Origin of the sequence: Vibrio cortegadensis (assembly GCF_024347395.1) — a bacterium.
Lineage (GTDB): Bacteria > Pseudomonadota > Gammaproteobacteria > Enterobacterales > Vibrionaceae > Vibrio > Vibrio cortegadensis.
The window spans coordinates 1,313,740-1,338,580 of sequence record NZ_AP025472.1; the positions used below are offsets into that span (position 1 = coordinate 1,313,740).

The following is a 24,841-nucleotide window of genomic DNA, read 5'->3' on the forward strand; positions in this document are numbered from 1 at the left end:
CATGAACAAATATATTACAGCTATTATTCTTGTTGCAGCACTATCAGGGTGTGAAGATGCAACTAAAGCTCTTGACCAAGCTCAAGAGGCAGCTAATCAAGCGGTTGATAGCGTACAAGAGAAAATGTCAGAAATTGATTTAGGTAATTTGAATTTAGAGCAATTTGGTGATGCAACCGAATCGGCAAAAGAGCTAGCGGCTTCAGTACAAGAGGCATTAGATGTTGATTTAAGCGACCAAGGAGCTTTAGCTGAAGCAAAAGATAACATTGCCAATGCGTATAGCTGTTTGGTTGATGCTTCATCTGAATCAACGGCTGAGAAATTAATGGATAAAGTTCTATCGACAATTGGTAGTGAAGAGACCAAAAGTTTAGTCGAAAAAAGCATTGAGAAAGCTAAAGCGGCTAAAGAGTGCGTAATGTAAAGTGCTAACAAACAATTTAAGAGTGACTCCTAACGCTTGCCGATTTTACTCCGATTTGAATTTAGTGTTTACGGTGTAATGGTTTAGTCTAGGTTTTATAGCGTTGTCGCACCTTAATTGGGCGTTATGCGTATGCGAAAAATTAGCGTAAATTGTATGCTTAAACGTGATTCAGAATATAGAGGTAATAATGAAACTAGATGCAATACTGTGGGATTATGATGGAACTCTTGTAAATTCCGTTCCTAAAAATATTGATATCACAAAATCTATTCTATCTATCGTTGCGCCACGCTTAACGGGTGAGCATTTACCGAAGTATTTACACGATGAGGATTCGTACCATGAAGCGAATCATGGCGCTAAAAATTGGCAAGAGCTTTACGTTGATTATTATGGCTTAACTCATGACGAAATGATTATAGCTGGAAGTTTGTGGGCTGAGCATCAAGAGAAAAATAAAACAGAGGTAGCATTGTTTGATGGTATCAAGACTGTGGTCGATAAATTTTCTCTACTACCTCATGGTATTTGCTCTCAGAACTCACAAAACAATATTCGCAGTGTATTGAAAAGCAATGGTATAGGTGCTCCATTTAAGGCAATTGTCGGCTATGATGATGTGTCAAATGGTAATCAAAAGCCTCATGCCTTTGGTGGTATTAAGTGTGTTGAGTCAATATTTGGTCACACAGATAGCGAACTTCTCATGTATATCGGCGACCACGAAGCAGATACTAAGTTTGCCCGCAATTTAGAAATGGCTCTTGGTGGTAAAACTAAGGTAATTGCCGTTGCTGCGGGTTACAGTCGCTCTGAGCCAGAGCTGTGGGAATTTCAGCCTGATCACACCGCACATACTGTAGAAGATCTCTTGAGTATTATCGGAAAATACGCATAACAAACAATTTAAGAGTGACTCCTAACGCTTGACGATTTCACTTCGGTTTGAATTTAGTGTTTACGGTGTAATGGTTTAGCTTAGGCGTTATAGCGTTGTCGCACCTTAATTGGGCGTTATATTGCATAAGATTCAAAGAGTTAAATTATCCGTTTATCTTTGTTCTGCGTTCAAGCTACACACCTGTTCGTTTCGTGAAAGTTGCCATCAAAATGACCATCGCACGTAGAAAGTGTGGTGGTTAATTAGCTGCAACGTCACGCAAGTCTCCTCGTTAGTAAGTTTGCTGGCTCAAGTTCATTTTGCGCTGCTTCTTTTTCGTGGAAATTTCATTGAAAATTGTGGTTTCAGAGCGCTTTGTCGTCAGGTTTCTCGTTCGAATTCTTTGTCACTCAGGGCACTCAAATTTCTCCTATTTCAGCTCATTTCGCTTCTTTGCCAAGTGCGTTTTGTTGTCTATGGTTTAGTTTCGAACTATCCGTTTTACTTCTGAGTTCAAAGCCAGTAGATTTGTAACCAATTCAGCACCTTGTCGCTAAACTTGGCTCTATCGTGCGGGCAATATAACAAACAATTTAAGAGTGACTCCTAACGCTTGCCGATTTTACTCCGATTTGAATTTTGTGTTTACGGCGCAATGGTTTAGTCTGGGTTTTATAGCGTTATCGCACCTTAATTGGGCGTTAGCCGTCACGTCGGAAATATCAGTGACGGCACAAGAATTAGTTGTCTACAAACATGTGGTTGGCTTTGGTTACACCTCTGTCATAAGTGCAGAATGTGTCTGTAGCAGCTTCAGTTTTGCTATGGATTTTAATGTTGGTAATAACCTCTACGGCGCCAGCATCATAACAAGCTTGTTGTGCGTCTTTCACGACTTCAAGCAGCTGGTTTAACTCACCTTTCATTGTTGTTTCCATTGCGCTCACTTGAAAGGGCACACCAGAAGCTTTAACGGCTTCAATCGCTTTATCTACGACTTCAAAGTTGTTCCCTTCTTTCACTCTTGGAATAACTTGGAAAGCGAGCATGACTTCATCGAGTAGTGGTTTTTGAGCTGACATCAATAATTTCTCATTGGTTCTGTTGGTATCGAATGGCACATAGTAACATTGTTTGAAAGAGGCGAGGTTTGACCTTGAGAGTGTCGGCTAACAAAGCGTTTAAGAGTGACTCCAAACGCGTGCCGGTTTCGCTTCGCTCAAGCATGGCACACTTGTTTGTCGCACCTTAACGCGGCGTTATATGCGGGCGGTGAGATCAGAACAAGTCACTATGTGAGCCAATTCTTGCTAACTGAAGTTGTGCGTCAAAAATACGATATATCAAAACTAAATCAGGTTTTATATGACAGTCTCGAAACCCGACCCAGTTACCAGTAAGTGGATGATCGACATTTTTGGGGTCTAAAGTTTCACCGCGTTGAAGCTTGGAAATGATATTTCCAACTTCAAGTATGTCTTGGATTGGCATCTTTGTAACTTTTTTGAAGTCTTTCTTAAATTGTGTCGAGTATTCAAGATTATACATTGCTAACTTTACCTTCCGTGAGTTCAGCTAGCATAGATTCAACCGATTCGGCTTTGTGACCGTTACCTTCAACAAGTTGTTGGATAGCTTCCGCTGTTACATTATTAGGTTGTGGTACTCTTAGATCGAACGGAATACCGCCATGATTAATTACAGCCTTGGCAAATAGTTTGATAGCTTGTGATGTACTCAAACCAACTTCATCACAAATGCTTGTAAAAGCTGCTTTTGTATCGTGATCAATACGAGTGCTAAGCATTTCATTTCTCATGATATAACCTTTTTGTATTACAATGTCACACAAAGTATAGCAGTGTGTGAAAGCATATAACAAACAATTTAAGAGTGATTCCCCACGCTTGGCATTCTTGGCTTGGGTTTAGTTCAGTGTTTATGGCGTCCAAATTGAGTAAAGTGGCAGCGTGGCTCACACCTTCATTGGGCGTTAGGCTAAAATCGAATAATTAGAATAAGGTATCTATATGATTGATTTCAAAAATTCATCAGTATTCAAACTCAAACCCATTGATATTTCTGATGCTAGAGAAGATTTTCAAAAATTTCTGATTGATGGTGAAAGTATTCTTGCAGCATTTAAGACAGTACGTGACCAAGTTATATTTACAAATAAGCGCGTAATTGCTGCAAATGTTCAAGGCATCACTGGTTCAAAGGTTGACTATACGTCACTGCCATTTAGTAAAGTTAATGCATTCTCAGTTGAAACATCAGGTACGTTTGACTTGGACTGTGAAATCGAATTGTATTTGAGTGAAGTGGGTCGTGTTAGGTTCGAAATTAGAGGTACTTTTGACATTGTTCAATTCAACCGCATCATTAGTGAGTACGTATTAGCCTAACAAACAATTTAAGAGTGACTCCTAACGCTTGTCGATTTCACTCCGATTTGAAATTTGTGTTTACGGTGCAATGGTTTAGGTTGGGTGTTATAGCGTTGTCGCACCTTAATTGGGCGTTAGAACTTACAGGAAAATTTGATGATAGTGCATGAATGCGTATCTTTTTTGTTGATAGAACACGATAGTGTATTACTCGAAAAACGTAGCGAAACGAGAGAAACAGATGCGGGCGTAATTAATATCCCCGGTGGCCATATTGAAAGTGGTGAAAGCCAAGTCCAAACCTTGTTCCGTGAAGTTAACGAAGAATTGAATGTGAACCCTAAATCTTACAAATACCTTTGTTCACTTTATCATCCAACTAGCGAGTTACAATTAATCCATTACTATGTTGTTGATAATTGGACAGGCGAAATTTCAGCACAAGAGGCTGAGAGTGTGGATTGGTATCCGTTGTCGTCAGCTCCTGTTGGCATTGAAGCTGATAGTTTGGCTCTTGCCGAGTATTCTAGAGTTGGGCGCTACCTTTAGTATCGTTCTAACAAACAATTTAAGAGTGACTCCTAACGCTTGCCGATTTCACTCCGATTTAAAATTTGTGTTTACGGTGCAATGGTTTAGCTTGGGTGTTACAGCGTTGTCGCACCTTAATTGGGCGTTATGCAATCAGGAGAGTTTAGTGCAAGAAAATAGTGAAGTAGGAAGTATTGTTGAAGCAATTAATGCATTAGCAGAACCTAGATTCATAGATTATGTTTCGCTTTCTGTAGCTGCTGCCTCAACAGTAGTAGCAGGGGTTTCTTTATTTATAGCTGTTAAAGCTCTTAGGTATGCTAGAGAGCAAAAAAATATCGCAGAAAGGGCGGAACGTGCGAGTATCTCAATAGAGTTACTTGAAATTTTACAAAGTTTGAAGCAATACTCGGGTGAAATCTCAGATGACATTGATCAAACCTTTAAAAGATTACAAAAATTAAAAGTTCGCTCATTAAGTGTGTTATCTAATGACGGCATTGCATTTATCAACAATGTTTTGAAAATGATCCACGATATGCCACCTAGAAAAGCAGCTTATGAAAATGAAGCAACTGAAGAACAAGCAAAGTTTTATGAGTCGCTTGGAATAGACCCTAATGCACATGATGCGCTTGGTGTGGAATACTTTGATTATAAGAGATTCTTCCAAAGACAGGTCTTTTCTGAGTATCAAAAGCTGTTTGTGCAATAATTGCATAACAAACAATTTAAGAGTGATTCCCCACGCTTGGCATTTTTGGTTTGGGTCAAGTTTAGTGTTTACGGCGTCCAATTTGAGTGTAGTGGTAGCGTGGCTCACACCTTAATTGGGCGTTATATCACAATCACTAATCATCTAGTCTTTTCATAGCCTTACGGTAAACATCGCTTCGTTCACGTTTGCCTACAGCTAAGACGGTTACTATGATTACGTCATCCTCAACTTTGTATACTAAGCGATAACCTGATTGACGTAGTTTGATTTTATACATGTTATCTGCGCCAGAGAGTTTGGAAGCAGGTATATGTGGGTTGTCTAAACGCTCAATCAGCTTTTTCTTGAATTGCTGTTGTAAAGTCGATCCGAGTTTCTTCCACTCTTTGAGTGCGCTCTTTTTGAAATCAAGCTTATAGGTCATCAATATTTACCGAAATACTCTCTTCTAATTCGCGTTCTTTTGCTATTGTAAGTAGCTCAAGATCTTCGAGTCTGTCCATCATCATTTCGTATGCTTCGGCTGGAACGCAATAGAAGGCGGGTTCATTTCGATTGAGTACAGCAACAGGTTCACCATAAGCGCTAGTAGCAACTTTCATTGGGTTTGCTTTTAGTTCAGTTATACTTGCAGCAACATCGGCTAAGATTCTAGTGGTCATTAAATAAGTCCTTTAACTGGTCTTTATAATGGTCATTGTAGCGCATGGTAAAGTGATATAACAAACAATTTAAGAGTGACTCCCAACGCTTGGCGATTTCACTCCGATTTGAAATTTGTGTTTAAGGCGCAATGGTTCAGTTTGGGTGTTATAGCGTTGTCGCACCTTAATTGGGCGTTAGGCATCAGGATAGTTATGGAAATCAAGCAGACGAATCAAGGTAAGAATCAGACTGTTATTAATAACGAGTCTGGTGTGGTTAATATTGGCAGTGGTCAACGATACGTTGACCTACAAATGCCCGAATTAAGGCATGATCTTAAGCAGATCTCTTCGGAGTCCCAAGGAAAGTTCATCGCAGGTTTTGTGTTTTCTATAGTTGTACCAGCTCTTGGTTTATTGGCTGATCTACTAGCTATACATCCAGTGTTCGATCTTCCGTTTTGGGTCTATATCGGGGTATTTTCAGTCGTGTTTTTTACGACTCTGTTTGTATATTTCGATAACTATACGATCTTCAATGCTGATATTCCTGAGTCACCAGGTTTCACTCATTTGCACAATGACCGATTGGCAAGTAGAACTGACAGTGGTTATGTTGTTTTTACGTATTCTTGTGGCTGCATTTATCCGAATTGCAAAGGTGAAATTCAAATTTCAGAACCACCGCAGAGATACAATGGTAATTACCATTTGTTCGCAAAATGTAGCGTAGGTGGTGAGCAACATTCCTATGGTTTGGACTGTAATTTAGTAGCGTATCCAGTACATATTGACTGGAGGAACAAGGAACCTGAGAAGAAAAATGCCTAACAAAGCGTTCAAGACGGACTCCCAACGCTTGGTGTTTTCGGCTTACTTTAAATTTAGTGTATATGTCACAATGGCTTAGGTCGGGTGGTTGGCGTTGCTCGCCACTTAACGCGGCGTTAGGCTTCAGGACGTAGATTGTGATTTAAATCAAAATTCAATTTATTTCATATTGTTATGATTCTTTCTCTTACAAATCAAGGTGATAATATGAAAAGAAAAACCAGCGTACTACTGTTAACATTACTTTCTGCCTCATCTTTTGCTGGAGCCCCTGATTTCATCAACTTTGCTGTGAACCAAGCGCATAAACATGGCTTTAAAGGTTGTGATTCGGCAATAAAGAAAGTTTATGAAAATGCCGGAGGTACTGATATTCGAGTTAATGTTACTGTTGACAATAGTAATCCTAACTTTTTGTCAATGGTTAGTTCATGGGGCTCTAAAGGTGACTCTGTATTAAATAAAACCACTTTTATCAAAGAAGGCAAAAAATGCCACTATGATTTAACCGGTGTATTACATACAACTAAGTCTTGCTTAGCATATGCCAAAGAAAACTCCAATTTTGACTACACTGCTGAAACTGGTGATTATATTTGGATGGAAAATAAAGGGGGAGTATTAATGCTGCTCCACCCTGCGGGTAGCGGTTGTGTTGCCACATACTCTTACGATCAAAAGTCGTAATTAAGAGAAGCCTAACAAACAATTTAACCTGACTTACAACGCGTGGCAGTTTTACTTCTAATCGGTTTTAGTGATTTTGGCGCAGTGCAGAACCTCTGCATTGCGTTGCTGCGCAAGTTAATTGGGCGTTATATTGCATAAGATTCAAAGGGTTAAATTATCCGTTTATCTTTGTTCTGCGTTCGAACTACACACCTGTTCTTTTCGTGAAAAATGCCATCAAAATGACCATCGCACGTAGAAAGTTTGTCGGCTAATTAGCTGCAACGTCACGCAAGTCTCCTCGTTAGTAAGTTTTGTTGGTTCAAGTTCATTTTGCGCGGTTTCTTTTTGGTGGGAACTTCATTGAAAATCGTGGCTTCAGCGCACTTTGTTGTCAGGTTTCTCGCTCGAATTCTTTGTCATTCTGGCTAACAGAACCATTCAAATTTTGCCTAGTTTCGTTTCTTTGCCAAGTGCGTTTTGTTGTCTATGGTTGAGTTTCGAACTATCCATTTTACATCTGAGTTCAAAGCCAGTAGATTTGTAGTCAATTCAGCACCTTGGCGCTAGACTTGGCTTTGTCGTGCGGGCAATATAACAAAGCATTTAAGAGGGATTCTCAACGCTTGGCATTTTTGCTTTTACTTCAAATTTAGTGTTTAAGGTACATTGCTTTAGGTTGGGTGGATGCGTTGTTCACCCCTTAATGCGGCGTTAGGGCACAGGGCGAAATGGACAGAATCATAGAATTAATCAAACAAGATCCAGTTAGAGTTAACGCTTTGAAGTGTGTATCTCAACTGGGTTTACCTCAATGCTATATTGCAACAGGTTTTGTCCGAAATCTTGTGTGGGATGCATTACATGGTTTTCAGGTGGCGACACCATTGAATGATGCTGATGTTATCTATTTCGCACCTGACGAGCGAGATCCTAATGCATTTCTATACTATGAAGCTCAGCTTAAACAGGTAATGCCGGAAATTAATTGGCAAGTTCGAAATCAGGCAATAATGCACACTCGCAATGGTGACTTACCTTATACAAGTTCACTGGACGCTATGAGCTACTGGCCAGAGAAAGAAACGGCAATTGCTATCCGACAAGTTGTTCCCGAAAAGTACGAATGCATATCAGCTTTTGGGTATGAATCATTATTTGGTTACTGTGTCACACATAACCCGAAAAGATCACAAGAAACGTTTAAAAGTCGTGTAAATTCAAAAGGGTGGTTAGTAAAGTGGCCATCTTTGAGAATAGTGCCCTAACAAACAATTTAAGAGTGACTCCTAACGCTTGTCGATTTCACTCTGATTTGAATTTTGTGTTTACGGTGCAGTGGTTTAGTTTGGATGTTATAGCGTTGTCGCACCTTAATTGGGCGTTATATTGCATAAGATTCAAAGGGTTAAATTATTCGTTTATCTTTGTTCTGCGTCCGAGCTACACACCTGTTCGTTTCGTGAAAGTTGCCATCAAAATGACCATCGCACGTAGAATGTTTGTCGGTTAATTAGCTGCAACGTCACGCAAGTCTTCTCGTTAGTAAGTTTTGCTGGCTCAAGTTCATTCTGCGCGGCTTCTTTTTCGTGGAAGCTAAATTGAAAATCGTGGTTTCAGCGCACTTTGCCGTCAGGGTTCTCGCTCAAATTCTTTGTCATTCTAGCTAATCGAATTGCTCAAATTTGCCTAATTTCGTTTCTTGGCCAAGTGCGTTTTGTTGTCTATGATTGAGTTTCGAACTATCCGTTTTACTTCTGAGTTCAAAGTCAGTAGATTTGTAACCAATTCAGCACCTTGGCGCTAAACTTGGCTCTGTCGTGCGGGCAATATAACAAAGCATTTAAGAGGGATTCTCAACGCTTGGTATTTTTGCATCTACTTCAAATTTAGTGTTTACGGTACAATGCTTTAGGTTGGGTGGAGGCGTTGTTCACCCCTTAATGCGGCGTTATACGAATTGGGAAAATATGAATAACATTCAAAAGTTCGACGAGTTGGTGGCAATGCTGCTAGCTCATTTATATGAAAACTTCCCTCGAAGAACTGAAATTGATGCTTTTGAGTTTCTCGGTATCGAGTTTGAGCATAGCTCATTCCTTGATGATAACGAGGGGTATGAAGAATATACAAGTAAATGCCAAGAGGCTGACTTTTTACTTGATACAGCTCTTTGGCTTATTGATTCGGGCTTTCTGTACGGGAAAATAGAGAATGAAATGGCAGGGTTTTATACATCGAAGAAGTGTATTGATGTAACTCTGTCTCCAAAAGGACTGGAGCTTCTCAAGTTAGTTCCTAGCTCTTTAGAAGTTAGTCAAAATCTAGGGGACAAGCTTGTTGATACTCTCAATCAAGGTGCAAAAGATGCTGGTTCGAAATTAGTAAGCGAAGCATTAACCAAATTTGGTTCGGTGAACCAGTTAATGAGCTTATTTAGTAACTTGGGTGGGTAAATTCGTATAACAAGAGACTATGGCGTCAATAGTTAATTTTTGACGCTATTTTTATCCCACATCACACCGTCTCTCAGCATTGAATTTAAAATCACAACCATCTTCCTCATACAAGCAACTATCGCTACTTTTTTTGGTTTTCCTGCTGCAAGTAATCGTTCATAAATTGCCTTGAAAACTGGGTTACACTGAATAGTTGACATCATCGCCATATACATAACGGTCCTAACTTGAGCTCGCCCTCCTTGTATCATCCGTTTGCCTTTGAAGCGGCCGCTCTCTCTTGTTATTGGTGCGACACCAATGAGCGAAGATGCTTGTTTATTGGAGATAAACCCTAATTCGGGCACATTGCTAATTAAGGAGGCCGCAAGGACCTTACCCACGCCAGGCATGCTTTGGAGAATCGCATTCTTGGCTTGATACTCAGGACAGCTATCAATCAGTTTCGCTATCTTTGCTTCAACTTTTTCTATCTGATTCTTCAGAGCGGTAAGGATAGGAGTAATGGTTGATGAGATATTCTTTGGTAATATTTGTAGCCGATTTCTTTCCATGGTTTGCATGGTGAGTAGCTGGTTGCGCCTTGCGACTAAGTCACTCATAAGGCGAATGTTTTCGCTTTTCAGTTTGGTGAGTTCGGGTTGCATACGTTCAGCATAATGTGCAATAAGAGCAGCATCTAATCGGTCGTTTTAGCTCGTTGTCCAGTGGCACCTGCGAACTTTTAATACGCAACGGATTAGCAATCACATAAGGTAATTTGGCTTTATCGCATTCGAGTATGAAGGGCATTTCTAATCGGCCAGTCGCTTCGATGACGATGCGCTGAGGTTTGTGTTTCTTAATGGTTTTGATGGCATCACGGATGCCTTTTTTCGGTGTTTGGGACAGTGAAGTAAATGTCGAGAGGGCGGATGTAAATATCTAATTGTGACTTGCCAGTATCAACGCCGACATTAATGTTTTGAAGTGTATTTGTATTCATAATAAGCTAACTCTTGCTTGCAAATGCGGGCTCGAGACCCAGAAGACTATTCGAGTGTGGTGCTTGGAGTTCTATCTGGCGTTCGAACTTGTTATCGGTCTCTCAATAGAGGAGCCATCATTTAATCGAACTACCAAATAGAAGAACTTTAGTTGCAGCTAAAGTCTGGGTCTCACCTTACCCGATTGGAGTGCCTATTATCCATACAAACAATTTAAGAGTGACTCCTAACGCTTGTCGATTTCACTCTGATTTGAATTTTGTGTTTACGGCGCAGTGGTTTAGTTTGGGTGTTATAGCGTTGTCGCACCTTAATTGGGCGTTATGCACTTAGGTGGAAAATGAAGTATCAAATTCAAATTACATCATTACTTCTCCTTGCTGGGTGCGGAGAAATCGTAGTAGAAGATGGTTGTTTTGAACCGATTGAAATGAATGTCAACTATCTTTTTAAAAGCGAAAGTGTCAGGGCAATACCATTGGAAGGGTATGGCGAAGAACAGTTTTTACGAAGCCATGATATTGTTGGCTATGTTTACGAAAATAGTAGGTATTCAATTGTAAAACATGATGCAAGTTTAAAATTCACAGGCCGAGTTTTTAAAAGTACACCAAGTTGGGCTGAACGTTACCTGGGTGGTAGTTCAGAACATATAATGTTTGAAGCTGTTTACGAAGAGTTGAATTATGTGGTGTTTAATCATGAGCCACAGAGTCAGAAACTTCCGTACCTTGTTGAAAGGTGCCACTTTTAGAACGTGCATAACAAATGCTTTAAGACGGACTGCCAACCTTCGGCACTTTTGGTTTGGTTGAGTTTTGTGATTACGGTGGCTTGCTTAAGTGTCTTCTGTTGGCAGCCACTTAAGCAGGCGTTAGGCATAAGGTTTGTATTCGAGGATGAGTTTAATGGAAATAAAGGATTATTTTTACGCCATCGGAATTGTTGTTACCGCAATAATTAGTATTTTTAATATTGTTAATAATCATAAGAATAGTAAAAAAACATCATTTATAAATACAGTAACAAGTGAAAGAGTAAAATGGCTTGATAAGTTAAGACAGAATATTTCAGATTTCTGTGGCTTAACTCATACATGGACTCGAATGAATAAAACAGATATTCCCGAGTGCACTAAAATTTTGGGTGAAATCGATAAACTGCGCTATTTGATACGATTACAACTAAACCCGAAAAAAGAAAAAGGCATACCAAATGCCGATATGATAATTGAAAACCTAATCTCTAAGATACCTGAGTTAACTGATATCAGTAAAAGAGAAGAGTTAGATAGTGCTATGGCTGAGCTAATTGTTAAGAGCCAGGAGTTATTAAAAGACGAGTGGGAGAAAGTAAAACTGGAATCAAAAAATGGTGAGATTAAGTAGTTAACTGATTGTTTATAAAGTACTAAATGCCTAACAAAGCGTTTAAGACGGATTCCCAACGCTTGGCATTTTTGGTTTGATTCAGCTTTAGTGTTTACGGCACAATGGTTTAGGCAAGGTGGTAGCGTTGCTCACCACTTAACGCGGCGTTATAAGCCCGAGTACCCCACGTTTAGTAGACACTTTACTAAGTTAGATCTAGGGTCTAATTGAGAGGTGATTTATGGCTAAACATCGTAATCCAGCGTATACCGAAGAATTCCGCAAAGAAGCAGTTCGTCTGTCCGAGCTTCCAGGTCGTACAGCCGCATCCGTTGCGAAAGAGTTGGGCGTCAGCGCCCAACAGATTGCTAACTGGAAGCGTCAATTTAACCGCTTGTCTGATAAACAGTTTAACACCTTAGACGGTGTTGATTACTCCAAGAAAGAATCCGAAGAACTGCGAGCGCTTAAGCGCGAAAACAAACGACTTAAAGATGAGATGGAATTCCTAAAGAAGGTCTCGGCGTACTTCGCGAAGCAGCAAGAGTGAAGTACGAGTTCATCGAAAGTTATGTGGGTGAGTATGCCGTTGTTCTTATGTGTTGTGCATTAGGCGTGTCCCCGAGTGGTTACTACAAATGGTTAGGTCGCTCGCTTAGCGAGCGAGCAAAAGCGTCGAAGCCGCTTTGAACAGCTAGTTATGTGTACCTTTGCCGAGTATCGGGCTAGGTATGGTTCAGTTCGCTTAGCTGAAGAGTTAAAACAAAGCAGGCTATGCCTGCAGTGTGAACTATATTGCTGATATTATGACGAAAAAGGGTATTAAGGCTCGAAATGGAAAAGGGTTTAAATACAGTAAAGATGTCGCGGCGATGACGAATGTCGCCGATAATTTATTGCGTAGAGACTTTGAGGCCGAGAGCCCCAACCAGAAGTGGGTCACCGACATCACCTATATCTGGGTAAAGAGCCGTTGGCTCTATCTTGCGACAGTGTTAGACCTTCACTCGAGACGCATTGTGGGTTGGTCATTAGACACCAATATGACAGAGGTGCTCATCACCAACGCTTTGAAAATGGCGTTTAAGTCACGCAAGCCGCCGAAAGGCGTCTTAATCCACTCAGACCGTGGTGTACAATACAGAGCTTATAAGTATCAGGACTTCATGCGAAAGCATGGAGGCGTACCAAGCATGAGCCGTCAGGGTAACTGTTGGGACAATGCAGTAATGGAGTCGTTCTTCAGTCGACTGAAAGTCGAATTGATTTACGCAGAAGATTATCAAACAATCGAAGAAGCCCGAATGGGGATCTTCGAATATATCGAAGTGTTCTACAATCGAAAAAGAAGACACTCAGCGTTGGGGCATGTCAGCCCCGTTGAGTACGAAAGTATGTAGTTATGTACTGTCTACTTTTTGTGGGGTACACCAAAGCTTCCAAGAGGAATCAAGTTGAACAACTATTTTGAAAGCCCTTTTGTGGGTAAATCATTGAAAGAACAAGTTACGAACCCAAACATCATTGTGGGTGAACACAGTTACTATTCTGGTTATTATCATAATCATAGTTTCGATGATTGTGCTCGTTACTTGCTACCGGATAGAACTGATATTGATAAGTTAATTATCGGAAGTTACTGCTCAATTGGTTCTGGTGCTGTGTTTATGATGGCAGGGAATCAAGGGCATCAAAATAACTGGGTCAGTACATTTCCATTTTTCTATCAAGACAATGAAAATTTCGCGGATGCTAAAGATGGTTTTGAGCGTTCGGGTGACACGATCATTGGTAATGATGTATGGATTGGCACTGAAGCCATGATTATGAGTGGTGTATCTGTCGGCGATGGTGCAATTATCGCAAGTCGTGCAGTCGTTACCAAAGATGTCGCTCCTTATTCAATAGTCGGCTCAAACCCAGCCAAACATATACGTTACAGGTTCACAGAGGCTGAGATATCTAAGTTGTTAGAAATGAAGTGGTGGGAATGGAGCGACGAACAAGTTAAGGGAGCTATGAGCTTAATGTGTTCTTCAAGTATCGATGGTCTTTATGATTATTGGAAAACGTTAGTACGCTTCTAACAAACAATTTAAGAGTGACTCCTAACGCTTGGCGAGTTCACTTCGATTTGAAATTTGTGTTTACGGTGCAATGGTTTAGCTTGGGTGTTATAGCGTTGTCGCACCTTAATTGGGCGTTATATGCTTTATCGAAAAAATTAAGAGGTCGGTAGTGAGAACGGTATATCAGAAAGGACAAGATTTAGAAGAAGCTGTAGAAAATATTGAAAGAATGATTTTGTCCTGTAGTAATGAAGCTCTGACTCAAAATCGTTACTCTATTGAAAATAGGAAAGTTGTAATCGATGAAGAAGTAAAACATGAATTCGATCTCTGGATAGATATTCAGGTTAATGAGCAATATACATCGACTTATGTTTTTGAATGTAAGAATGTTAGCAAGGCTGTAAGCAAAAACGATATCATCATTTTCGCTGAAAAAATTGAGGTTGCTAAGGCAACTAAAGGGATATTTGTTGCGACTAAATATTCAAGCTGTGCTTTAGCACAAGCAAAAAAACATAAGCGCATGGAGTTGGTGACGGTTTCAGAAGGGGAGTTGGATAAAATTCATGGTCTTGGGAATTTGTATGTCAGCTTTAACGATACTTATGTTGATGTAGATTTAACTCCTTATAGTAAAAAGCAGAGAAAAGACAAAAAAAATAGCTTTCGAAATAAAGTTTCGACAGCAAATAAAATCGTGGATCAATTTATAAGCATTGCTGCTAGGGAAATTATTAAAAAAATCAATATCGAGTCTATAGCACTAGGCGATTATGAGTTTCCTTGTGATCGAACGTTTGAATTTGATGATAAGGAGTTGATGCTTGATGGTCGCCATATTGCTGCGGTAAGACTTAGCGGCAATATGGTTTATAGGAAGGTTTGCCCTGCAATTCGAACATCATTCAATGTAGAAAACCGTGGCGAAAGTATACTTTTTGATAAAGTTAAAGATTTAGATGGCACTGAACTACAACCCATCATTTCCCGCAGTGAAAAAGGAGATGGAATACTTACGCTAAAACGCATATAACAAACAATTTAAGAGTGACTCCTAACGCTTGGCAATTTCACTTTGGTTTGAATTTTGTGTTTACGGTGCAATGGTTTAGTTTGGGTTTTATAGCGTTGTCGCACCTTAATTGGGCGTTATGTGAATACTCGGGTTCAGTCTTCCTAGATTAAAATTAACGGACAAAATTTAATATATGAAATACTTATATCGTGGTGCAAATATCCATTTCTTCAATGAACGAGATGGAAAACTCATCCCTAAAACGCCACACGAAAATTTTTGTGCGCCTGTATATATGGGATCTCCTCATGCGACTATGGGATCAGGAATTACCATGGGAGCTTCAACAATTAATACTGCGATACTTCATCAGCTGGAACAAAAAGGCTATCCAACTTCTGGTCTTTCATTCACACCATACTTTGAACGAGCTGAATATTATGCAACAAAAAATGGTAGCTGTAATGGCTATGTTTACAAAATCGATATAGGTTTGCTTGAAAAATATGGTGTTTCTATCATTTCTGTTAATGAGCATATCGAACATCCTGCAATACCAGAAGATAATGAACATATATTGGTAGCTAATGACTTCGGTGAAATCCCACGAGACGTAGTCGTAGAGTTGATTAGTGTATAGAGAACATTCACATAACAAAGCGTTTAAGACGGATTCCCAACGCTCGGCGTTCTCGGTTTGATTCAGCTTTAGTGTTTACGGCACAATGGTTTAGGTGTGGTGTTCTGCGTTGCTCACCACTTAACGCGGCGTTATGTTGCCGAGTACCCCACGTTTAGTAGACACTTTACTAAGTTAGATCTAGGGTCTAATTGAGAGGTGATTTATGGCTAAACATCGTAATCCAGCGTACACCGAAGAATTCCGCAAAGAAGCAGTTCGTCTGTCCGAGCTTCCAAGTCGCACAGCCGCATCCGTTGCGAAAGAATTGGGCGTCAGCGCCCAACAGATTGCTAACTGGAAGCGTCAATTTAACCGCTTGTCTGATAAACAGTTTAACACCCTAGACGGTGTTGATTACTCCAAGAAAGAATCCGAAGAACTGCGAGCGCTTAAGCGCGAAAACAAACGACTTAAAGATGAGATGGAATTCCTAAAGAAGGTCTCGGCGTACTTCGCGAAGCAGCAAGAGTGAAGTACGAGTTCATCGAAAGTTATGTGGGTGAGTATGCCGTTGTTCTTATGTGTTGTGCATTAGGTGTGTCCCCGAGTGGTTACTACAAATGGTTAGGTCGCTCGCTTAGCGAGCGAGCAAAGCGTCGAAGCCGCTTTGAACAGCTAGTTATGTGTACCTTTGCCGAGTATCGGGCTAGGTATGGTTCAGTTCGCTTAGCTGAAGAGTTAAACAAAGCAGGCTATGCCTGCAGTGTGAACTATATTGCTGATATTATGGCGAAAAAGGGTATTAAGGCTCGCAATGGAAAAGGGTTTAAATACAGTAAAGATGTCGCGGCGATGACGAATGTCGCCGATAATTTATTGCGTAGAGACTTTGAAGCCGAGAGTCCCAATCAGAAGTGGGTCACCGACATCACCTATATCTGGGTAAAGAGCCGTTGGCTCTACCTCGCGACAGTGTTAGACCTTCACTCGAGACGCATTGTGGGCTGGTCATTAGATACCAACATGACAGAGCTGCTCATCACCAACGCTTTGAAAATGGCGTTTAAGTCACGCAAGCCGCCGAAAGGCGTCTTAGTCCACTCAGACCGCGGTGTACAATACAGAGCTTATAAGTATCAGGACTTCATGCGAAAGCATGGAGGAGTACCAAGCATGAGCCGTCAGGGTAACTGTTGGGACAATGCGGTAATGGAGTCGTTCTTCAGTCGACTGAAAGTCGAATTGATTTACGCAGAAGATTATCAAACAATCGAAGAAGCCCGAATGGGGATCTTCGAATATATCGAAGTGTTCTACAATCGAAAGAGAAGACACTCAGCGTTGGGGCATGTCAGTCCCGTTGAGTACGAAAGTATGTAGTTATGTACTGTCTACTTTTTGTGGGGTACACCAAAGTAAAGAGAATAAAATGTACGAAGAAAGTCAAAAATCTAAAGTTTTAAACGTTTACATCCCTGCGGGATTGGGAGCAATACTGGTTATTGGATCTATAGCCATGGATATCTTCTGGGCTGCGAAAGAGCCTTGGTATTGGGCTCAAAGGTCAGGTGCGGTGCTTACTATTATAGGTGCATTGATTGGTTTTCATGAGAATAATGAGAGTATGAAGTTTATTGATGGCAATCTTTTGATAAACAAGGAAATTTCATATCGATATTTGAGTTTGGGATACGTACTGTTCGGTACGTTTCTTTGGGGGTATGGGGATATAGTGTTCAAACTTTTCTTATAACAAACTGTTCAAGAGGGATTCGCAACGCATGGCATTTTTACTATGCGTTGGTTTTAGTGTTTAAGGTGATATGCGGCGGCTTTTGTATTGCGTTGCTCACCCCTTAACAGGGCGTTAGCTGAATAGAATGAGATTTGAATATGTTTACAGTTCCTGATACAGAAAAGAAAATTCGAGCTAGAATCTCAAACTACAAATCTGGGCTTAATCGTGAGCTTAGAGAGTATGGTGCTATCTCGGACGGTTACGGGAAAAGGTATTTAATATTTCCGTTGTTGCTTGTACTTGATGATTTGAAAAAAGCAAAAGAGTACATGGAGTGGTATGACGCCCAATTTCCAGATGATATTGGCGAACCAATCCAAATGCTATGTCGCTCAATTTTATCTCATCGTTTAGGTAATACAGAAAAGGCAACGTATGAATTAGCAGCAACGATGTTATCTAATGTGTACCTTTTACCGTGGCTTTTCGGTAATAATATCGGTCCATTTGGTATAGAACAAACATCAGACTTTGCTAACCCTGACCACTGCGACTATATGCCTTTGGAAGTATTTCACAGCATAAGTGGTGAAGAGCTATATTGGATTGAAAGTTGTTTTGAGTCTGAAATTTTTAGAGAGGCTCATACAAGGTTCATAGAAATATCGCTTATTTTAAACCTTGTTTCAAATGAAGAGCGTGTTGCTTTATTAAACGAACGAAATGGTCTTCTAATGCCGTTTGAGAAATTCAGCTAACAAACAATTTAAGAGTGACTCCCAACGCTTGCCGATTTCACTCCGATTTAAAATTTGTGTTTACGGTGCAATGGTTTAGCTTGGGTGTTATAGCGTTGTCGCACCTTAATTGGGCGTTAGGCCACGTAGGTTACTTTATCAATAGGAAAAGGTCGTGAAAGGTAAGATTACAGAATGGAATGACTCAAAAGGTTACGGTTTTATATCAGCGTTGAATGGTAATCTGAGAGTTTTTATTCATGTTTCATCAGTGAAAAATAGCAATCATCGACCTAGGTTAAACGATGAAGTAACGTTCGAAGTTAGCGAAGATAATCGTGGGCGATTTAATGCCGTTGATGTAACAATAGAAGGTAAGCAAGCACTTCCTTTGACCGTATTATTTGGTTGTTCATATTTAGTTTTCGCGTGTGCAGCACTTATCGTTTTTGGGCGACCATTATTTATAATTCCACTTTATATCGGTATAAGTCTCATTACGTATGTAATGTTTTCAGTGGACAAAAAAGCAGCTCAAACTGGGCAGTGGAGAACGCCAGAAAACTCACTTCATATGTTATCGTTGTTTGGTGGCTGGCCTGGAGCATTGTTCGCACAAAATCAGCTACGCCATAAATCGAAGAAGCAACCGTTCAAAGCAATTTTGTGGTTCACTATAATCTTAAATATCAGTGCATTTCTTTAGACCTTTACTCCCTCAGGTGTCACTGTGATTCAACGAATATCGAGTGTTTTTTACTAATAGATGAGCGGTTGTACAGTGGCCTAACAAACAATTTAAGAGTGACTCCTAACGCTTGGCGAGTTTACTCCGGTTTGGAATTTGTGTTTACGGTGCAATGGTTTAGCTTGGGTGTCATAGCGTTGTCGCACCTTAATTGGGCGTTATATTGCATAAGATTCAAAGGGTTAAAATATCCGTTTATCTTTGTACTGCGTTCGAGCTACACACCTGTTCGTTTCGTGAAAGTTGCCATCAAAATGACCATCGCACGTAGAAAGTGTGTCGGTTAATTAGCTGCAACGTCACGCAAGTCTCCTCGTTAGTAAGTTTGCTGGCTCATGTTCATTTTGCGCGGTTTCTTTTTGGTGGGGGCTTCATTAAAAATTGTGGCTGCAGCGTACTTTGCTGTCAGGTTTCTCGCTCGACTTCTTTGTCATTCTGGCTAATCGAATAACTCCAATTTCAACTTATTTCGCTTCTTAGCCAAGTGCGTTTTGTTGTCTATGGTTGAGTTTCGAACTATCCGTTTTACTTCTGAGTTCAAAGCCAGTAGATTTGTAACCAATTCAGCACCTTGGCGCTAAACTTGGCTCTGTCGTGCGGGCAATATAACAAACAATTTAAGAGTGACTCCCAACGCTTGGCGAGTTCACTTCGATTTGAATTTAGTGTTTACGGTGCAATGGTTTAGCTTGGGTGTTATAGCGTTGTCGCACCTTAATTGGGCGTTAAATGACAGGGTAAAATTAGTATGACACCATTTGAAATAGAAGTATTGGATAGCATTTTGTGGCAACTAAAAGGCTATGCTGAAGGGCAAGTTACTGAACGTGCGACGACAAGAATTCTTAGAGCGACTTTAAGGCGAATTAAGCCTCGAAAAATAGCGTATAGTTTGAGGGCCGCTAGTATTGAGAAAAAGGATATTGATCACGCGATACCCTTGAAAATAATAGTATCTAAATTGATTAATAATCCAATTTTGACAAAAGAACAATTAGTAATATTACTAGACAATTTATTAGTTTCTGTCGAACTTACACCTGAAGAACATCGCATGACCTTGAAGAAATTCAAGTTGAGTAGTGATATGCCAGCTGACTGGGATGGCGTTGATAATCTTGCTCGATACAGAGCAGCAGGTATTGAAGTCTTAGTCATTTAACAAACAATTTAAGAGTGACTCCTAACGCTTGGCGATTTCACCCTGATTTGAATTTTGTGTTTACGGTGTAATGGTCTAGCTTGGGTGTTATGGCGTTGTCGCACCTTAATTGGGCGTTATGGCGCAGGCGAAAAATGATAATTTCGAGCAGAATGTAAGTAGTGTGCTGCAATCTCCAACACACTGAATTAATATATTTTTTTCATATCTCGGTAGAAGTTTTCATGAGAACCGAGAGCCATTAGTTCAAGAGTTACAGTGCCATCTTCATAGCTATAGCCGAGTAGAGTTAATTGCTTCACCATCTTGAATTTATGTACTCGCAAGAATGATAAGTCACCTTTCTTTTGCTCGCCAAGATACGGATCTTCCATAAGTGCTCGAATAGCATTATCTAGATCCGTTTTTTGGTTCTTGTGTAGTTTCTTGACTGCTTTCTTAAAAGTAGGTGTCTGAAGAATGCTAGTAATCTTAGTCAAAAGAGTAAGCCTCTAACTTCCCGGCTTCTTTTTCAGCTTTTGCGATAACAGCCTGTTTAACAAATTCATAGGGTAGATCTGGATTATCTTCCATCATTTCGCCAATCTTAGCCCAATGCTCGATTTGCTTTGGTGTAGTGCGGTTTAGTGCTTTAGCCATGATCGCTGCTTTATCAAAAAGATCTTGGTCAATGCGTACACTTGCAGTAGCCATAATATGTCCTCTAACTAGGTTTGGATCTATAGTGTAGTAGATTACCACAGGTGTTGCGAGTTGCGCCATAACAAAGCGTTTAAGACGGATTCCCAACGCTTGCCGGTTTCAGTTCAAATATATGCATCAGTGTTTATGGCATAATGTCTTGAGTGCAGTTGTAGCATTGGTCACCACTTAACGCGGCGTTATAGCGCACGACAAATTTGAGTCGGATTTTCATGTTTTAGTGCACATTGTCGCTTTCATAATGCATAGACTGAACGTGATAAATCATTAAAATATAAGTTAAATCAATTAATAGAAGTCATAACTAATGTCATTTCCTCCTTGCCCAAATTGCCAATCTGAATTTGTTTATCAAGATCAAACACATCTTGTTTGTCCCGAATGTGCCTATGAATGGAACCCAGTTGAAGAGGCTGAAAATCAATTCACAGTTCATGATGTTAATGGAAATCAGTTGGAGCAAGGCGATAAAATCACATTGGTGAAAGATCTCAAAGTTAAAGGTAGTTCTCAGAACCTTAAAATTGGCACAAAAGGTGTAATAAAGCGGGTTGTGGAAGGTAAGGATCATCAATTGGACTGTAAGCTTGATGGTGCTGGCGAAATGTTTGTAACGGCAAAATACGTTAAGAAAGCGTAAGTCACTTGCCCTTGAATCAGCGCTCTAGCAAACAATTTAAGAGTGACTCCTAACGCTTGCCGATTTTACTCCGATTTGAAATTTGTGTTTACGGTGCAATGGTTTAGCTCAGGTGTTATAGCGTTGTCGCACCTTAATTGGGCGTTAGGCTAATAGTGTAACGAAGAGGTATCAAGTGAACTGGGTTTCAGAGATATTCAAGAATATTACGGTTTCTAAGACACTTACAGGGGCGTGTTGGGTAACTGGTTTGGCTTTTTTCCAGCAATACTGCCGAATTCCTTAGAACCATTACCCAAAGTCTGGGCAACGATTGTTATGGGCATAACTGTTTTTAGTGGCTGCTTACTAGTTTTTAGGGCTGTGAGTTATTTGAAGAATTTAATAGCAACTTTTGTCTCTAATATAGTACAAAACGCTCGAAGAAAAAACCTTTCGAGATTGGAAATTAGCTTGATTGATCACCTAGGTGAAGTTGTAGATAAATGGACAGATATCCGCGAAGTATCTTTAATTGCTGCACCATGTACTATGTTAGAAATGCTAGAAATATGTCGTGGATTGGAAGATAAAGGCTTACTGGAGATCAATCGTATTCATGAAACTTGGGTTCGCTTGAATGGCACTGGAAGAGTTAAGGCACTGGAGCTACAGAAACAGAATGTTGAGAATAATTAGCCTAACAAACAATTTAAGAGTGACTCCTAACGCTTGACGATTTTACTTCGATTTGAATTTTGTGTTTACGGCGCAATGGTTTAGGTTTGGTGTTATAGCGTTGTCGCACCTTAATTGGGCGTTATGTGAATCCAAAGGATTTGAGTATATGAAGAAGTTTTTAGCAATATTTGTGGCAGCTTTGTGCCTGCTTTCAGTTGGCGTGCAAGCCAATGATCACAAATTGAAACAGGCATATGAAAACCATCAAAGTGACTTTCAAGTTCAGGGGGTTGGCACTGTAATTCGTTTGTTACCCGATGATAATGATGGAAGTCGACATCAAAAATTCATAATAAGACTGAAAAGTAAACAAACCTTACTTGTTGCTCACAATATCGATCTTGCGCCTAGGGTTCCTAACTTAAGAGTAGGCGATCGAGTTCAGTTTTACGGTGAATATGAATGGAATAGAAAGGGTGGTGTAATGCACTGGACACACCACGATCCTAACAATAGACATTCGCATGGTTGGTTAAAGCACAACGGTAAAAAGTACGAGTAAAAATTCACATAACAAGAGACTATGGCGTCAATAGTTAATTTTTGACGCTATTTTTATCCCACATCACACCGTCTCTCAGCATTGAATTTAAAATCACAACCATCTTCCTCATACAAGCAACTATCGCTACTTTTTTTGGTTTTCCTGCTGCAAGTAATCGTTCATAAATTGCCTTGAAAACTGGGTTACACTGAATAGTTGACATCATCGCCATATACATAACGGTCCTAACTTGAGCTCGCCCTCCTTGTATCATCCGTTTGCCTTTGAAGCGGCCGCTCTCTCTTGTTATTGGTGCGACACCAATGAGCGAAGATGCTTGTTTATTGGAGATAAACCCTAATTCGGGCACATTGCTAATTAAGGAGGCCGCAAGGACCTTACCCACGCCAGGCATGCTTTGGAGAATCGCATTCTTGGCTTGATACTCAGGACAGCTATCAATCAGTTTCGCTATCTTTGCTTCAACTTTTTCTATCTGATTCTTCAGAGCGGTAAGGATAGGAGTAATGGTTGATGAGATATTCTTTGGTAATATTTGTAGCCGATTTCTTTCCATGGTTTGCATGGTGAGTAGCTGGTTGCGCCTTGCGACTAAGTCACTCATAAGGCGAATGTTTTCGCTTTTCAGTTTGGTGAGTTCGGGTTGCATACGTTCAGCATAATGTGCAATAAGAGCAGCATCTAATCGGTCGTTTTTAGCTCGTTGTCCAGTGGCACCTGCGAACTTTTTAATACGCAACGGATTAGCAATCACATAAGGTAATTTGGCTTTATCGCATTCGAGTATGAAGGGCATTTCTAATCGGCCAGTCGCTTCGATGACGATGCGCTGAGGTTTGTGTTTCTTAATGGTTTTGATGGCATCACGGATGCCTTTTTCGGTGTTTGGGACAGTGAAGTAAATGTCGAGAGGGCGGATGTAAATATCTAATTGTGACTTGCCAGTATCAACGCCGACATTAATGTTTTGAAGTGTATTTGTATTCATAATAAGCTAACTCTTGCTTGCAAATGCGGGCTCGAGACCCAGAAGACTATTCGAGTGTGGTGCTTGGAGTTCTATCTGGCGTTCGAACTTGTTATCGGTCTCTCAATAGAGGAGCCATCATTTAATCGAACTACCAAATAGAAGAACTTTAGTTGCAGCTAAAGTCTGGGTCTCACCTTACCCGATTGGAGTGCCTATTATCCATACAAACAATTTAAGAGTGACTCCTAACGCTTGGCGATTTCACTCCGGTTTGAATTTTGTGTTTACGGTGTAGTGGTTTAGCTTGGGTGTTATAGCGTTATCGCACCTTAATTGGGCGTTATGTACTTGAGGCTTAAATTTGAATTATCTTAATGGGATAGACTTGCAAGATTCTTTTGTACTCGGGTGGTCCCTGAGTGAAACAATGTTAGTAATTAATGTTGAGTTTAGTATTTGGCCTGACTCGCCATACTACGATTTACCTAAAAACAATGAATATACTTGCTATAAGGTTGGTTGCATAACTTTCTCCAATGTAATTCATATAACAGGCCTGTTAGAGCAAGAATTAGTTAAGAGCACGCAAGATATTGACGGTTCTATTGATTACGGAAATATCGATTATTTTGATGATAGTTGTCCAAAAATTAGGTTGATAGGCGAGTTTGGTGATGTGGTGCTGGAATGCTCAGGAGTACAGTTTCAAATACGTACATAACAAACAATTTAAGAGTGACTCCCAACGCTTGCCGATTTCACTCCGATTTGAATTTTGTGTTTACGGTGCAATGGTTTAGTTTGGGAGTTATAGCGTTGTCGCACCTTAATTGGGCGTTAGTCGCTTTCTCGATCACAAGTATTAATGGAGTAATATATGAATGTACATGAAAAGCTAAATTACGTTGAATTTGGAGCAAAGGATCTAGCTGCAACGAAAGCTTTTTTCAGATCTGTCTTTGATTGGTCATTTGTTGATTATGGTCCTGAATATGCGGCATTTTCGAATCAAGGTTTAGATGGTGGATTTTTTAAGTCTGATGCTTGTAGTCAAACATCAACTGGCGGTGCACTTTTAGTTTTTTATAGTGCGGATATATCGGCAACTGAGAGTAAAGTACTAAAACATGGTGGTGCGGTTGTTCGACCAATTTTCGATTTCCCCGGGGGTTGCCGTTTTCATTTCGTTGAGCCAAGTGGTAACGAGTTTGCAGTGTGGTCTGAAACACGCGTCTAACAAACAATTTAAGAGTGACTCCTAACGCTTAGCGATTTCACTCCGGTTTGAAATTTGTGTTTACG

General features: G+C 40.2%; 35 protein-coding genes and 2 pseudogenes. 28 read left to right on the plus strand and 9 right to left on the minus strand.

All coding sequences use genetic code 11. From position 1 onward, the window contains the following. Nucleotide 1 precedes the first annotated feature (1 nt). The gene (locus OCV39_RS06175; RefSeq protein WP_261889290.1) at nucleotides 2-427 is read left to right on the plus strand and encodes a hypothetical protein; all 426 of its coding nucleotides are present in this window, start codon (nucleotides 2-4) and stop codon (nucleotides 425-427) included. Between the two features lie 190 nt (nucleotides 428-617). Further along, on the plus strand, nucleotides 618-1,328 hold the full coding sequence (locus tag OCV39_RS06180; protein WP_261889291.1) for an HAD family hydrolase: 711 nt from the start codon (nucleotides 618-620) through the stop codon (nucleotides 1,326-1,328). Nucleotides 1,329-2,050: 722 nt separating this feature from the next. Here OCV39_RS06180 and OCV39_RS06185 read toward each other — a convergent pair. From OCV39_RS06185 to OCV39_RS06195, 3 genes are all read right to left on the minus strand, one after another. Next, nucleotides 2,051-2,359 carry a thiamine-binding protein gene (locus tag OCV39_RS06185; protein WP_261889485.1) on the minus strand — a complete coding sequence of 103 codons (309 nt, stop codon included), beginning with the start codon at nucleotides 2,357-2,359 and terminating at the stop codon, nucleotides 2,051-2,053. Between the two features lie 229 nt (nucleotides 2,360-2,588). Continuing rightward, the gene (locus tag OCV39_RS06190) at nucleotides 2,589-2,858 is read right to left on the minus strand and encodes a type II toxin-antitoxin system YafQ family toxin (protein ID WP_017054631.1); all 270 of its coding nucleotides are present in this window, start codon (nucleotides 2,856-2,858) and stop codon (nucleotides 2,589-2,591) included. Beyond that, a complete protein-coding gene (locus OCV39_RS06195) occupies nucleotides 2,851-3,129 on the minus strand; it encodes a type II toxin-antitoxin system RelB/DinJ family antitoxin (RefSeq protein WP_017054632.1) in 279 nt (92 codons plus the stop codon). Before OCV39_RS06195 ends, OCV39_RS06190 begins: the two co-directional genes overlap by 8 nt. A 211-nt stretch (nucleotides 3,130-3,340) precedes the next feature. Between OCV39_RS06195 and OCV39_RS06200 the strand changes: the two genes are divergently transcribed. The 3 genes from OCV39_RS06200 to OCV39_RS06210 all read left to right on the plus strand — a co-directional run bounded on the left by OCV39_RS06200 (nucleotide 3,341) and on the right by OCV39_RS06210 (nucleotide 4,946). Then, nucleotides 3,341-3,718 carry a PH domain-containing protein gene (locus OCV39_RS06200; protein ID WP_017054357.1) on the plus strand — a complete coding sequence of 126 codons (378 nt, stop codon included), beginning with the start codon at nucleotides 3,341-3,343 and terminating at the stop codon, nucleotides 3,716-3,718. Nucleotides 3,719-3,856: 138 nt separating this feature from the next. Beyond that, nucleotides 3,857-4,249, plus strand: coding sequence for an NUDIX hydrolase (locus OCV39_RS06205; RefSeq protein ID WP_261889292.1), 393 nt, complete (start codon nucleotides 3,857-3,859; stop codon nucleotides 4,247-4,249). Nucleotides 4,250-4,397: 148 nt separating this feature from the next. Then, a complete protein-coding gene (locus OCV39_RS06210; RefSeq protein WP_261889293.1) occupies nucleotides 4,398-4,946 on the plus strand; it encodes a hypothetical protein in 549 nt (182 codons plus the stop codon). Nucleotides 4,947-5,082: 136 nt separating this feature from the next. Here the strand turns inward: OCV39_RS06210 and OCV39_RS06220 are convergent, their stop codons facing one another. Next, complete coding sequence (locus OCV39_RS06220; protein WP_053302227.1) at nucleotides 5,083-5,373, minus strand: type II toxin-antitoxin system RelE family toxin; 291 nt, start codon at nucleotides 5,371-5,373, stop codon at nucleotides 5,083-5,085. After that, on the minus strand, nucleotides 5,363-5,611 hold the full coding sequence (locus OCV39_RS06225; protein ID WP_171757608.1) for a type II toxin-antitoxin system Phd/YefM family antitoxin: 249 nt from the start codon (nucleotides 5,609-5,611) through the stop codon (nucleotides 5,363-5,365). Before OCV39_RS06225 ends, OCV39_RS06220 begins: the two co-directional genes overlap by 11 nt. 195 nt (nucleotides 5,612-5,806) lie before the next feature. Here OCV39_RS06225 and OCV39_RS06230 point away from each other — a divergent pair, with 195 nt between their 5' ends. From OCV39_RS06230 to OCV39_RS06245, 4 genes are all read left to right on the plus strand, one after another. Next, nucleotides 5,807-6,424, plus strand: a complete 618-nt coding sequence (locus OCV39_RS06230) for a hypothetical protein (RefSeq protein ID WP_261889295.1) — start codon at nucleotides 5,807-5,809, stop codon at nucleotides 6,422-6,424. A 207-nt stretch (nucleotides 6,425-6,631) separates the two neighbouring features. Further along, nucleotides 6,632-7,111: a hypothetical protein gene (locus OCV39_RS06235; RefSeq protein WP_261889296.1), complete on the plus strand. Its 480-nt coding sequence runs from the start codon at nucleotides 6,632-6,634 to the stop codon at nucleotides 7,109-7,111. A 713-nt stretch (nucleotides 7,112-7,824) separates the two neighbouring features. Continuing rightward, the gene (locus OCV39_RS06240) at nucleotides 7,825-8,361 is read left to right on the plus strand and encodes a nucleotidyltransferase family protein (protein ID WP_261889297.1); all 537 of its coding nucleotides are present in this window, start codon (nucleotides 7,825-7,827) and stop codon (nucleotides 8,359-8,361) included. Between the two features lie 702 nt (nucleotides 8,362-9,063). Next, on the plus strand, nucleotides 9,064-9,549 hold the full coding sequence (locus tag OCV39_RS06245) for a hypothetical protein (protein WP_261889298.1): 486 nt from the start codon (nucleotides 9,064-9,066) through the stop codon (nucleotides 9,547-9,549). A 32-nt stretch (nucleotides 9,550-9,581) separates the two neighbouring features. Here OCV39_RS06245 and OCV39_RS06250 read toward each other — a convergent pair. Continuing rightward, nucleotides 9,582-10,537: pseudogene (locus tag OCV39_RS06250) on the minus strand (IS110 family transposase). Nucleotides 10,538-10,878: 341 nt separating this feature from the next. On the opposite strand from OCV39_RS06250, the gene OCV39_RS06255 reads away from it, so the two are divergent. The 14 genes and pseudogenes from OCV39_RS06255 to OCV39_RS06325 all read left to right on the plus strand — a co-directional run bounded on the left by OCV39_RS06255 (nucleotide 10,879) and on the right by OCV39_RS06325 (nucleotide 20,002). Continuing rightward, nucleotides 10,879-11,292 (plus strand): hypothetical protein, encoded by a 414-nt coding sequence (locus tag OCV39_RS06255; protein WP_261889299.1) that lies wholly within the window; start codon nucleotides 10,879-10,881, stop codon nucleotides 11,290-11,292. Between the two features lie 154 nt (nucleotides 11,293-11,446). Next, a complete protein-coding gene (locus OCV39_RS06260; RefSeq protein WP_261889300.1) occupies nucleotides 11,447-11,926 on the plus strand; it encodes a hypothetical protein in 480 nt (159 codons plus the stop codon). 223 nt (nucleotides 11,927-12,149) lie between these two features. Next, entirely contained in the window at nucleotides 12,150-12,458 is a 309-nt protein-coding gene (locus OCV39_RS06265) for a transposase (protein WP_017054517.1), read from the plus strand. Further along, nucleotides 12,455-12,598, plus strand: coding sequence for a hypothetical protein (locus tag OCV39_RS06270; protein WP_261889301.1), 144 nt, complete (start codon nucleotides 12,455-12,457; stop codon nucleotides 12,596-12,598). Before OCV39_RS06265 ends, OCV39_RS06270 begins: the two co-directional genes overlap by 4 nt. 86 nt (nucleotides 12,599-12,684) lie before the next feature. Continuing rightward, nucleotides 12,685-13,308: pseudogene (locus OCV39_RS06275) on the plus strand (IS3 family transposase); the annotation flags it as partial. Between the two features lie 54 nt (nucleotides 13,309-13,362). After that, complete coding sequence (gene catB / locus OCV39_RS06280; RefSeq protein WP_261889302.1) at nucleotides 13,363-13,995, plus strand: type B chloramphenicol O-acetyltransferase; 633 nt, start codon at nucleotides 13,363-13,365, stop codon at nucleotides 13,993-13,995. Nucleotides 13,996-14,146: 151 nt separating this feature from the next. Then, nucleotides 14,147-15,013 carry a restriction endonuclease gene (locus OCV39_RS06285; protein ID WP_261889303.1) on the plus strand — a complete coding sequence of 289 codons (867 nt, stop codon included), beginning with the start codon at nucleotides 14,147-14,149 and terminating at the stop codon, nucleotides 15,011-15,013. Nucleotides 15,014-15,188: 175 nt separating this feature from the next. Further along, entirely contained in the window at nucleotides 15,189-15,635 is a 447-nt protein-coding gene (locus OCV39_RS06290; RefSeq protein WP_261889304.1) for a hypothetical protein, read from the plus strand. Between the two features lie 205 nt (nucleotides 15,636-15,840). After that, nucleotides 15,841-16,149, plus strand: a complete 309-nt coding sequence (locus tag OCV39_RS06295) for a transposase (protein ID WP_261889305.1) — start codon at nucleotides 15,841-15,843, stop codon at nucleotides 16,147-16,149. Continuing rightward, nucleotides 16,146-16,997: an IS3 family transposase gene (locus OCV39_RS06300; RefSeq protein ID WP_261889306.1), complete on the plus strand. Its 852-nt coding sequence runs from the start codon at nucleotides 16,146-16,148 to the stop codon at nucleotides 16,995-16,997. The genes OCV39_RS06295 and OCV39_RS06300 overlap by 4 nt, the downstream gene beginning before the upstream one ends. A 49-nt stretch (nucleotides 16,998-17,046) precedes the next feature. Further along, entirely contained in the window at nucleotides 17,047-17,370 is a 324-nt protein-coding gene (locus OCV39_RS06305; RefSeq protein ID WP_261889307.1) for a hypothetical protein, read from the plus strand. Nucleotides 17,371-17,510: 140 nt separating this feature from the next. Then, nucleotides 17,511-18,113 (plus strand): hypothetical protein, encoded by a 603-nt coding sequence (locus tag OCV39_RS06315; RefSeq protein ID WP_261889308.1) that lies wholly within the window; start codon nucleotides 17,511-17,513, stop codon nucleotides 18,111-18,113. 154 nt (nucleotides 18,114-18,267) lie between these two features. Next, nucleotides 18,268-18,798, plus strand: coding sequence for a DUF1294 domain-containing protein (locus OCV39_RS06320; protein ID WP_261889309.1), 531 nt, complete (start codon nucleotides 18,268-18,270; stop codon nucleotides 18,796-18,798). Between the two features lie 790 nt (nucleotides 18,799-19,588). Then, entirely contained in the window at nucleotides 19,589-20,002 is a 414-nt protein-coding gene (locus tag OCV39_RS06325) for a hypothetical protein (protein ID WP_261889310.1), read from the plus strand. Between the two features lie 188 nt (nucleotides 20,003-20,190). Here the strand turns inward: OCV39_RS06325 and OCV39_RS06330 are convergent, their stop codons facing one another. Continuing rightward, nucleotides 20,191-20,481, minus strand: coding sequence for a type II toxin-antitoxin system RelE/ParE family toxin (locus OCV39_RS06330; protein ID WP_261889311.1), 291 nt, complete (start codon nucleotides 20,479-20,481; stop codon nucleotides 20,191-20,193). After that, entirely contained in the window at nucleotides 20,474-20,695 is a 222-nt protein-coding gene (locus OCV39_RS06335) for a TA system antitoxin ParD family protein (RefSeq protein WP_102577755.1), read from the minus strand. Before OCV39_RS06335 ends, OCV39_RS06330 begins: the two co-directional genes overlap by 8 nt. 316 nt (nucleotides 20,696-21,011) lie before the next feature. On the opposite strand from OCV39_RS06335, the gene OCV39_RS06340 reads away from it, so the two are divergent. The 3 genes from OCV39_RS06340 (at nucleotide 21,012) to OCV39_RS06350 (ending at nucleotide 22,566) form a co-directional block, all read left to right on the plus strand. After that, nucleotides 21,012-21,344, plus strand: coding sequence for a zinc ribbon domain-containing protein YjdM (locus tag OCV39_RS06340; RefSeq protein WP_261889312.1), 333 nt, complete (start codon nucleotides 21,012-21,014; stop codon nucleotides 21,342-21,344). 453 nt (nucleotides 21,345-21,797) lie between these two features. Further along, the gene (locus tag OCV39_RS06345; RefSeq protein WP_261889313.1) at nucleotides 21,798-22,022 is read left to right on the plus strand and encodes a hypothetical protein; all 225 of its coding nucleotides are present in this window, start codon (nucleotides 21,798-21,800) and stop codon (nucleotides 22,020-22,022) included. A gap of 148 nt (nucleotides 22,023-22,170) precedes the next feature. Next, complete coding sequence (locus tag OCV39_RS06350) at nucleotides 22,171-22,566, plus strand: DUF3465 domain-containing protein (RefSeq protein WP_261889314.1); 396 nt, start codon at nucleotides 22,171-22,173, stop codon at nucleotides 22,564-22,566. Between the two features lie 34 nt (nucleotides 22,567-22,600). Here OCV39_RS06350 and OCV39_RS06355 read toward each other — a convergent pair whose 3' ends face one another. Beyond that, nucleotides 22,601-23,557 (minus strand): IS110 family RNA-guided transposase, encoded by a 957-nt coding sequence (locus tag OCV39_RS06355; RefSeq protein ID WP_261889315.1) that lies wholly within the window; start codon nucleotides 23,555-23,557, stop codon nucleotides 22,601-22,603. A gap of 409 nt (nucleotides 23,558-23,966) precedes the next feature. Between OCV39_RS06355 and OCV39_RS06360 the strand changes: the two genes are divergently transcribed. After that, entirely contained in the window at nucleotides 23,967-24,260 is a 294-nt protein-coding gene (locus tag OCV39_RS06360) for an STAS domain-containing protein (protein WP_261889316.1), read from the plus strand. Between the two features lie 156 nt (nucleotides 24,261-24,416). Further along, on the plus strand, nucleotides 24,417-24,776 hold the full coding sequence (locus OCV39_RS06365) for a VOC family protein (protein ID WP_171757591.1): 360 nt from the start codon (nucleotides 24,417-24,419) through the stop codon (nucleotides 24,774-24,776). Nucleotides 24,777-24,841: the final 65 nt, after the last annotated feature.

Bases quoted from the DNA above. Each gene is read 5' to 3' on its own strand.
- OCV39_RS06355 (WP_261889315.1), bottom strand. From the start codon at position 23,557: ATGAATACAAATACACTTCAAAACATTAATGTCGGCGTTGATACTGGC.
- OCV39_RS06365 (WP_171757591.1), top strand. From the start codon at position 24,417: ATGAATGTACATGAAAAGCTAAATTACGTTGAATTTGGAGCAAAGGAT.
- OCV39_RS06340 (WP_261889312.1), top strand. From the start codon at position 21,012: ATGTCATTTCCTCCTTGCCCAAATTGCCAATCTGAATTTGTTTATCAA.
- OCV39_RS06335 (WP_102577755.1), bottom strand. From the start codon at position 20,695: ATGGCTACTGCAAGTGTACGCATTGACCAAGATCTTTTTGATAAAGCA.
- OCV39_RS06225 (WP_171757608.1), bottom strand. From the start codon at position 5,611: ATGACCACTAGAATCTTAGCCGATGTTGCTGCAAGTATAACTGAACTA.
- OCV39_RS06220 (WP_053302227.1), bottom strand. From the start codon at position 5,373: ATGACCTATAAGCTTGATTTCAAAAAGAGCGCACTCAAAGAGTGGAAG.
- OCV39_RS06265 (WP_017054517.1), top strand. From the start codon at position 12,150: ATGGCTAAACATCGTAATCCAGCGTATACCGAAGAATTCCGCAAAGAA.
- OCV39_RS06230 (WP_261889295.1), top strand. From the start codon at position 5,807: ATGGAAATCAAGCAGACGAATCAAGGTAAGAATCAGACTGTTATTAAT.
- OCV39_RS06180 (WP_261889291.1), top strand. From the start codon at position 618: ATGAAACTAGATGCAATACTGTGGGATTATGATGGAACTCTTGTAAAT.
- OCV39_RS06190 (WP_017054631.1), bottom strand. From the start codon at position 2,858: ATGTATAATCTTGAATACTCGACACAATTTAAGAAAGACTTCAAAAAA.
- OCV39_RS06240 (WP_261889297.1), top strand. From the start codon at position 7,825: ATGGACAGAATCATAGAATTAATCAAACAAGATCCAGTTAGAGTTAAC.
- OCV39_RS06200 (WP_017054357.1), top strand. From the start codon at position 3,341: ATGATTGATTTCAAAAATTCATCAGTATTCAAACTCAAACCCATTGAT.
- OCV39_RS06245 (WP_261889298.1), top strand. From the start codon at position 9,064: ATGAATAACATTCAAAAGTTCGACGAGTTGGTGGCAATGCTGCTAGCT.
- OCV39_RS06350 (WP_261889314.1), top strand. From the start codon at position 22,171: ATGAAGAAGTTTTTAGCAATATTTGTGGCAGCTTTGTGCCTGCTTTCA.
- OCV39_RS06295 (WP_261889305.1), top strand. From the start codon at position 15,841: ATGGCTAAACATCGTAATCCAGCGTACACCGAAGAATTCCGCAAAGAA.
- OCV39_RS06205 (WP_261889292.1), top strand. From the start codon at position 3,857: ATGATAGTGCATGAATGCGTATCTTTTTTGTTGATAGAACACGATAGT.
- OCV39_RS06260 (WP_261889300.1), top strand. From the start codon at position 11,447: ATGGAAATAAAGGATTATTTTTACGCCATCGGAATTGTTGTTACCGCA.
- OCV39_RS06360 (WP_261889316.1), top strand. From the start codon at position 23,967: ATGTTAGTAATTAATGTTGAGTTTAGTATTTGGCCTGACTCGCCATAC.
- OCV39_RS06255 (WP_261889299.1), top strand. From the start codon at position 10,879: ATGAAGTATCAAATTCAAATTACATCATTACTTCTCCTTGCTGGGTGC.
- OCV39_RS06195 (WP_017054632.1), bottom strand. From the start codon at position 3,129: ATGAGAAATGAAATGCTTAGCACTCGTATTGATCACGATACAAAAGCA.
- OCV39_RS06235 (WP_261889296.1), top strand. From the start codon at position 6,632: ATGAAAAGAAAAACCAGCGTACTACTGTTAACATTACTTTCTGCCTCA.
- OCV39_RS06290 (WP_261889304.1), top strand. From the start codon at position 15,189: ATGAAATACTTATATCGTGGTGCAAATATCCATTTCTTCAATGAACGA.
- OCV39_RS06325 (WP_261889310.1), top strand. From the start codon at position 19,589: ATGACACCATTTGAAATAGAAGTATTGGATAGCATTTTGTGGCAACTA.
- OCV39_RS06315 (WP_261889308.1), top strand. From the start codon at position 17,511: ATGTTTACAGTTCCTGATACAGAAAAGAAAATTCGAGCTAGAATCTCA.
- OCV39_RS06305 (WP_261889307.1), top strand. From the start codon at position 17,047: ATGTACGAAGAAAGTCAAAAATCTAAAGTTTTAAACGTTTACATCCCT.
- OCV39_RS06175 (WP_261889290.1), top strand. From the start codon at position 2: ATGAACAAATATATTACAGCTATTATTCTTGTTGCAGCACTATCAGGG.
- OCV39_RS06185 (WP_261889485.1), bottom strand. From the start codon at position 2,359: ATGCTCGCTTTCCAAGTTATTCCAAGAGTGAAAGAAGGGAACAACTTT.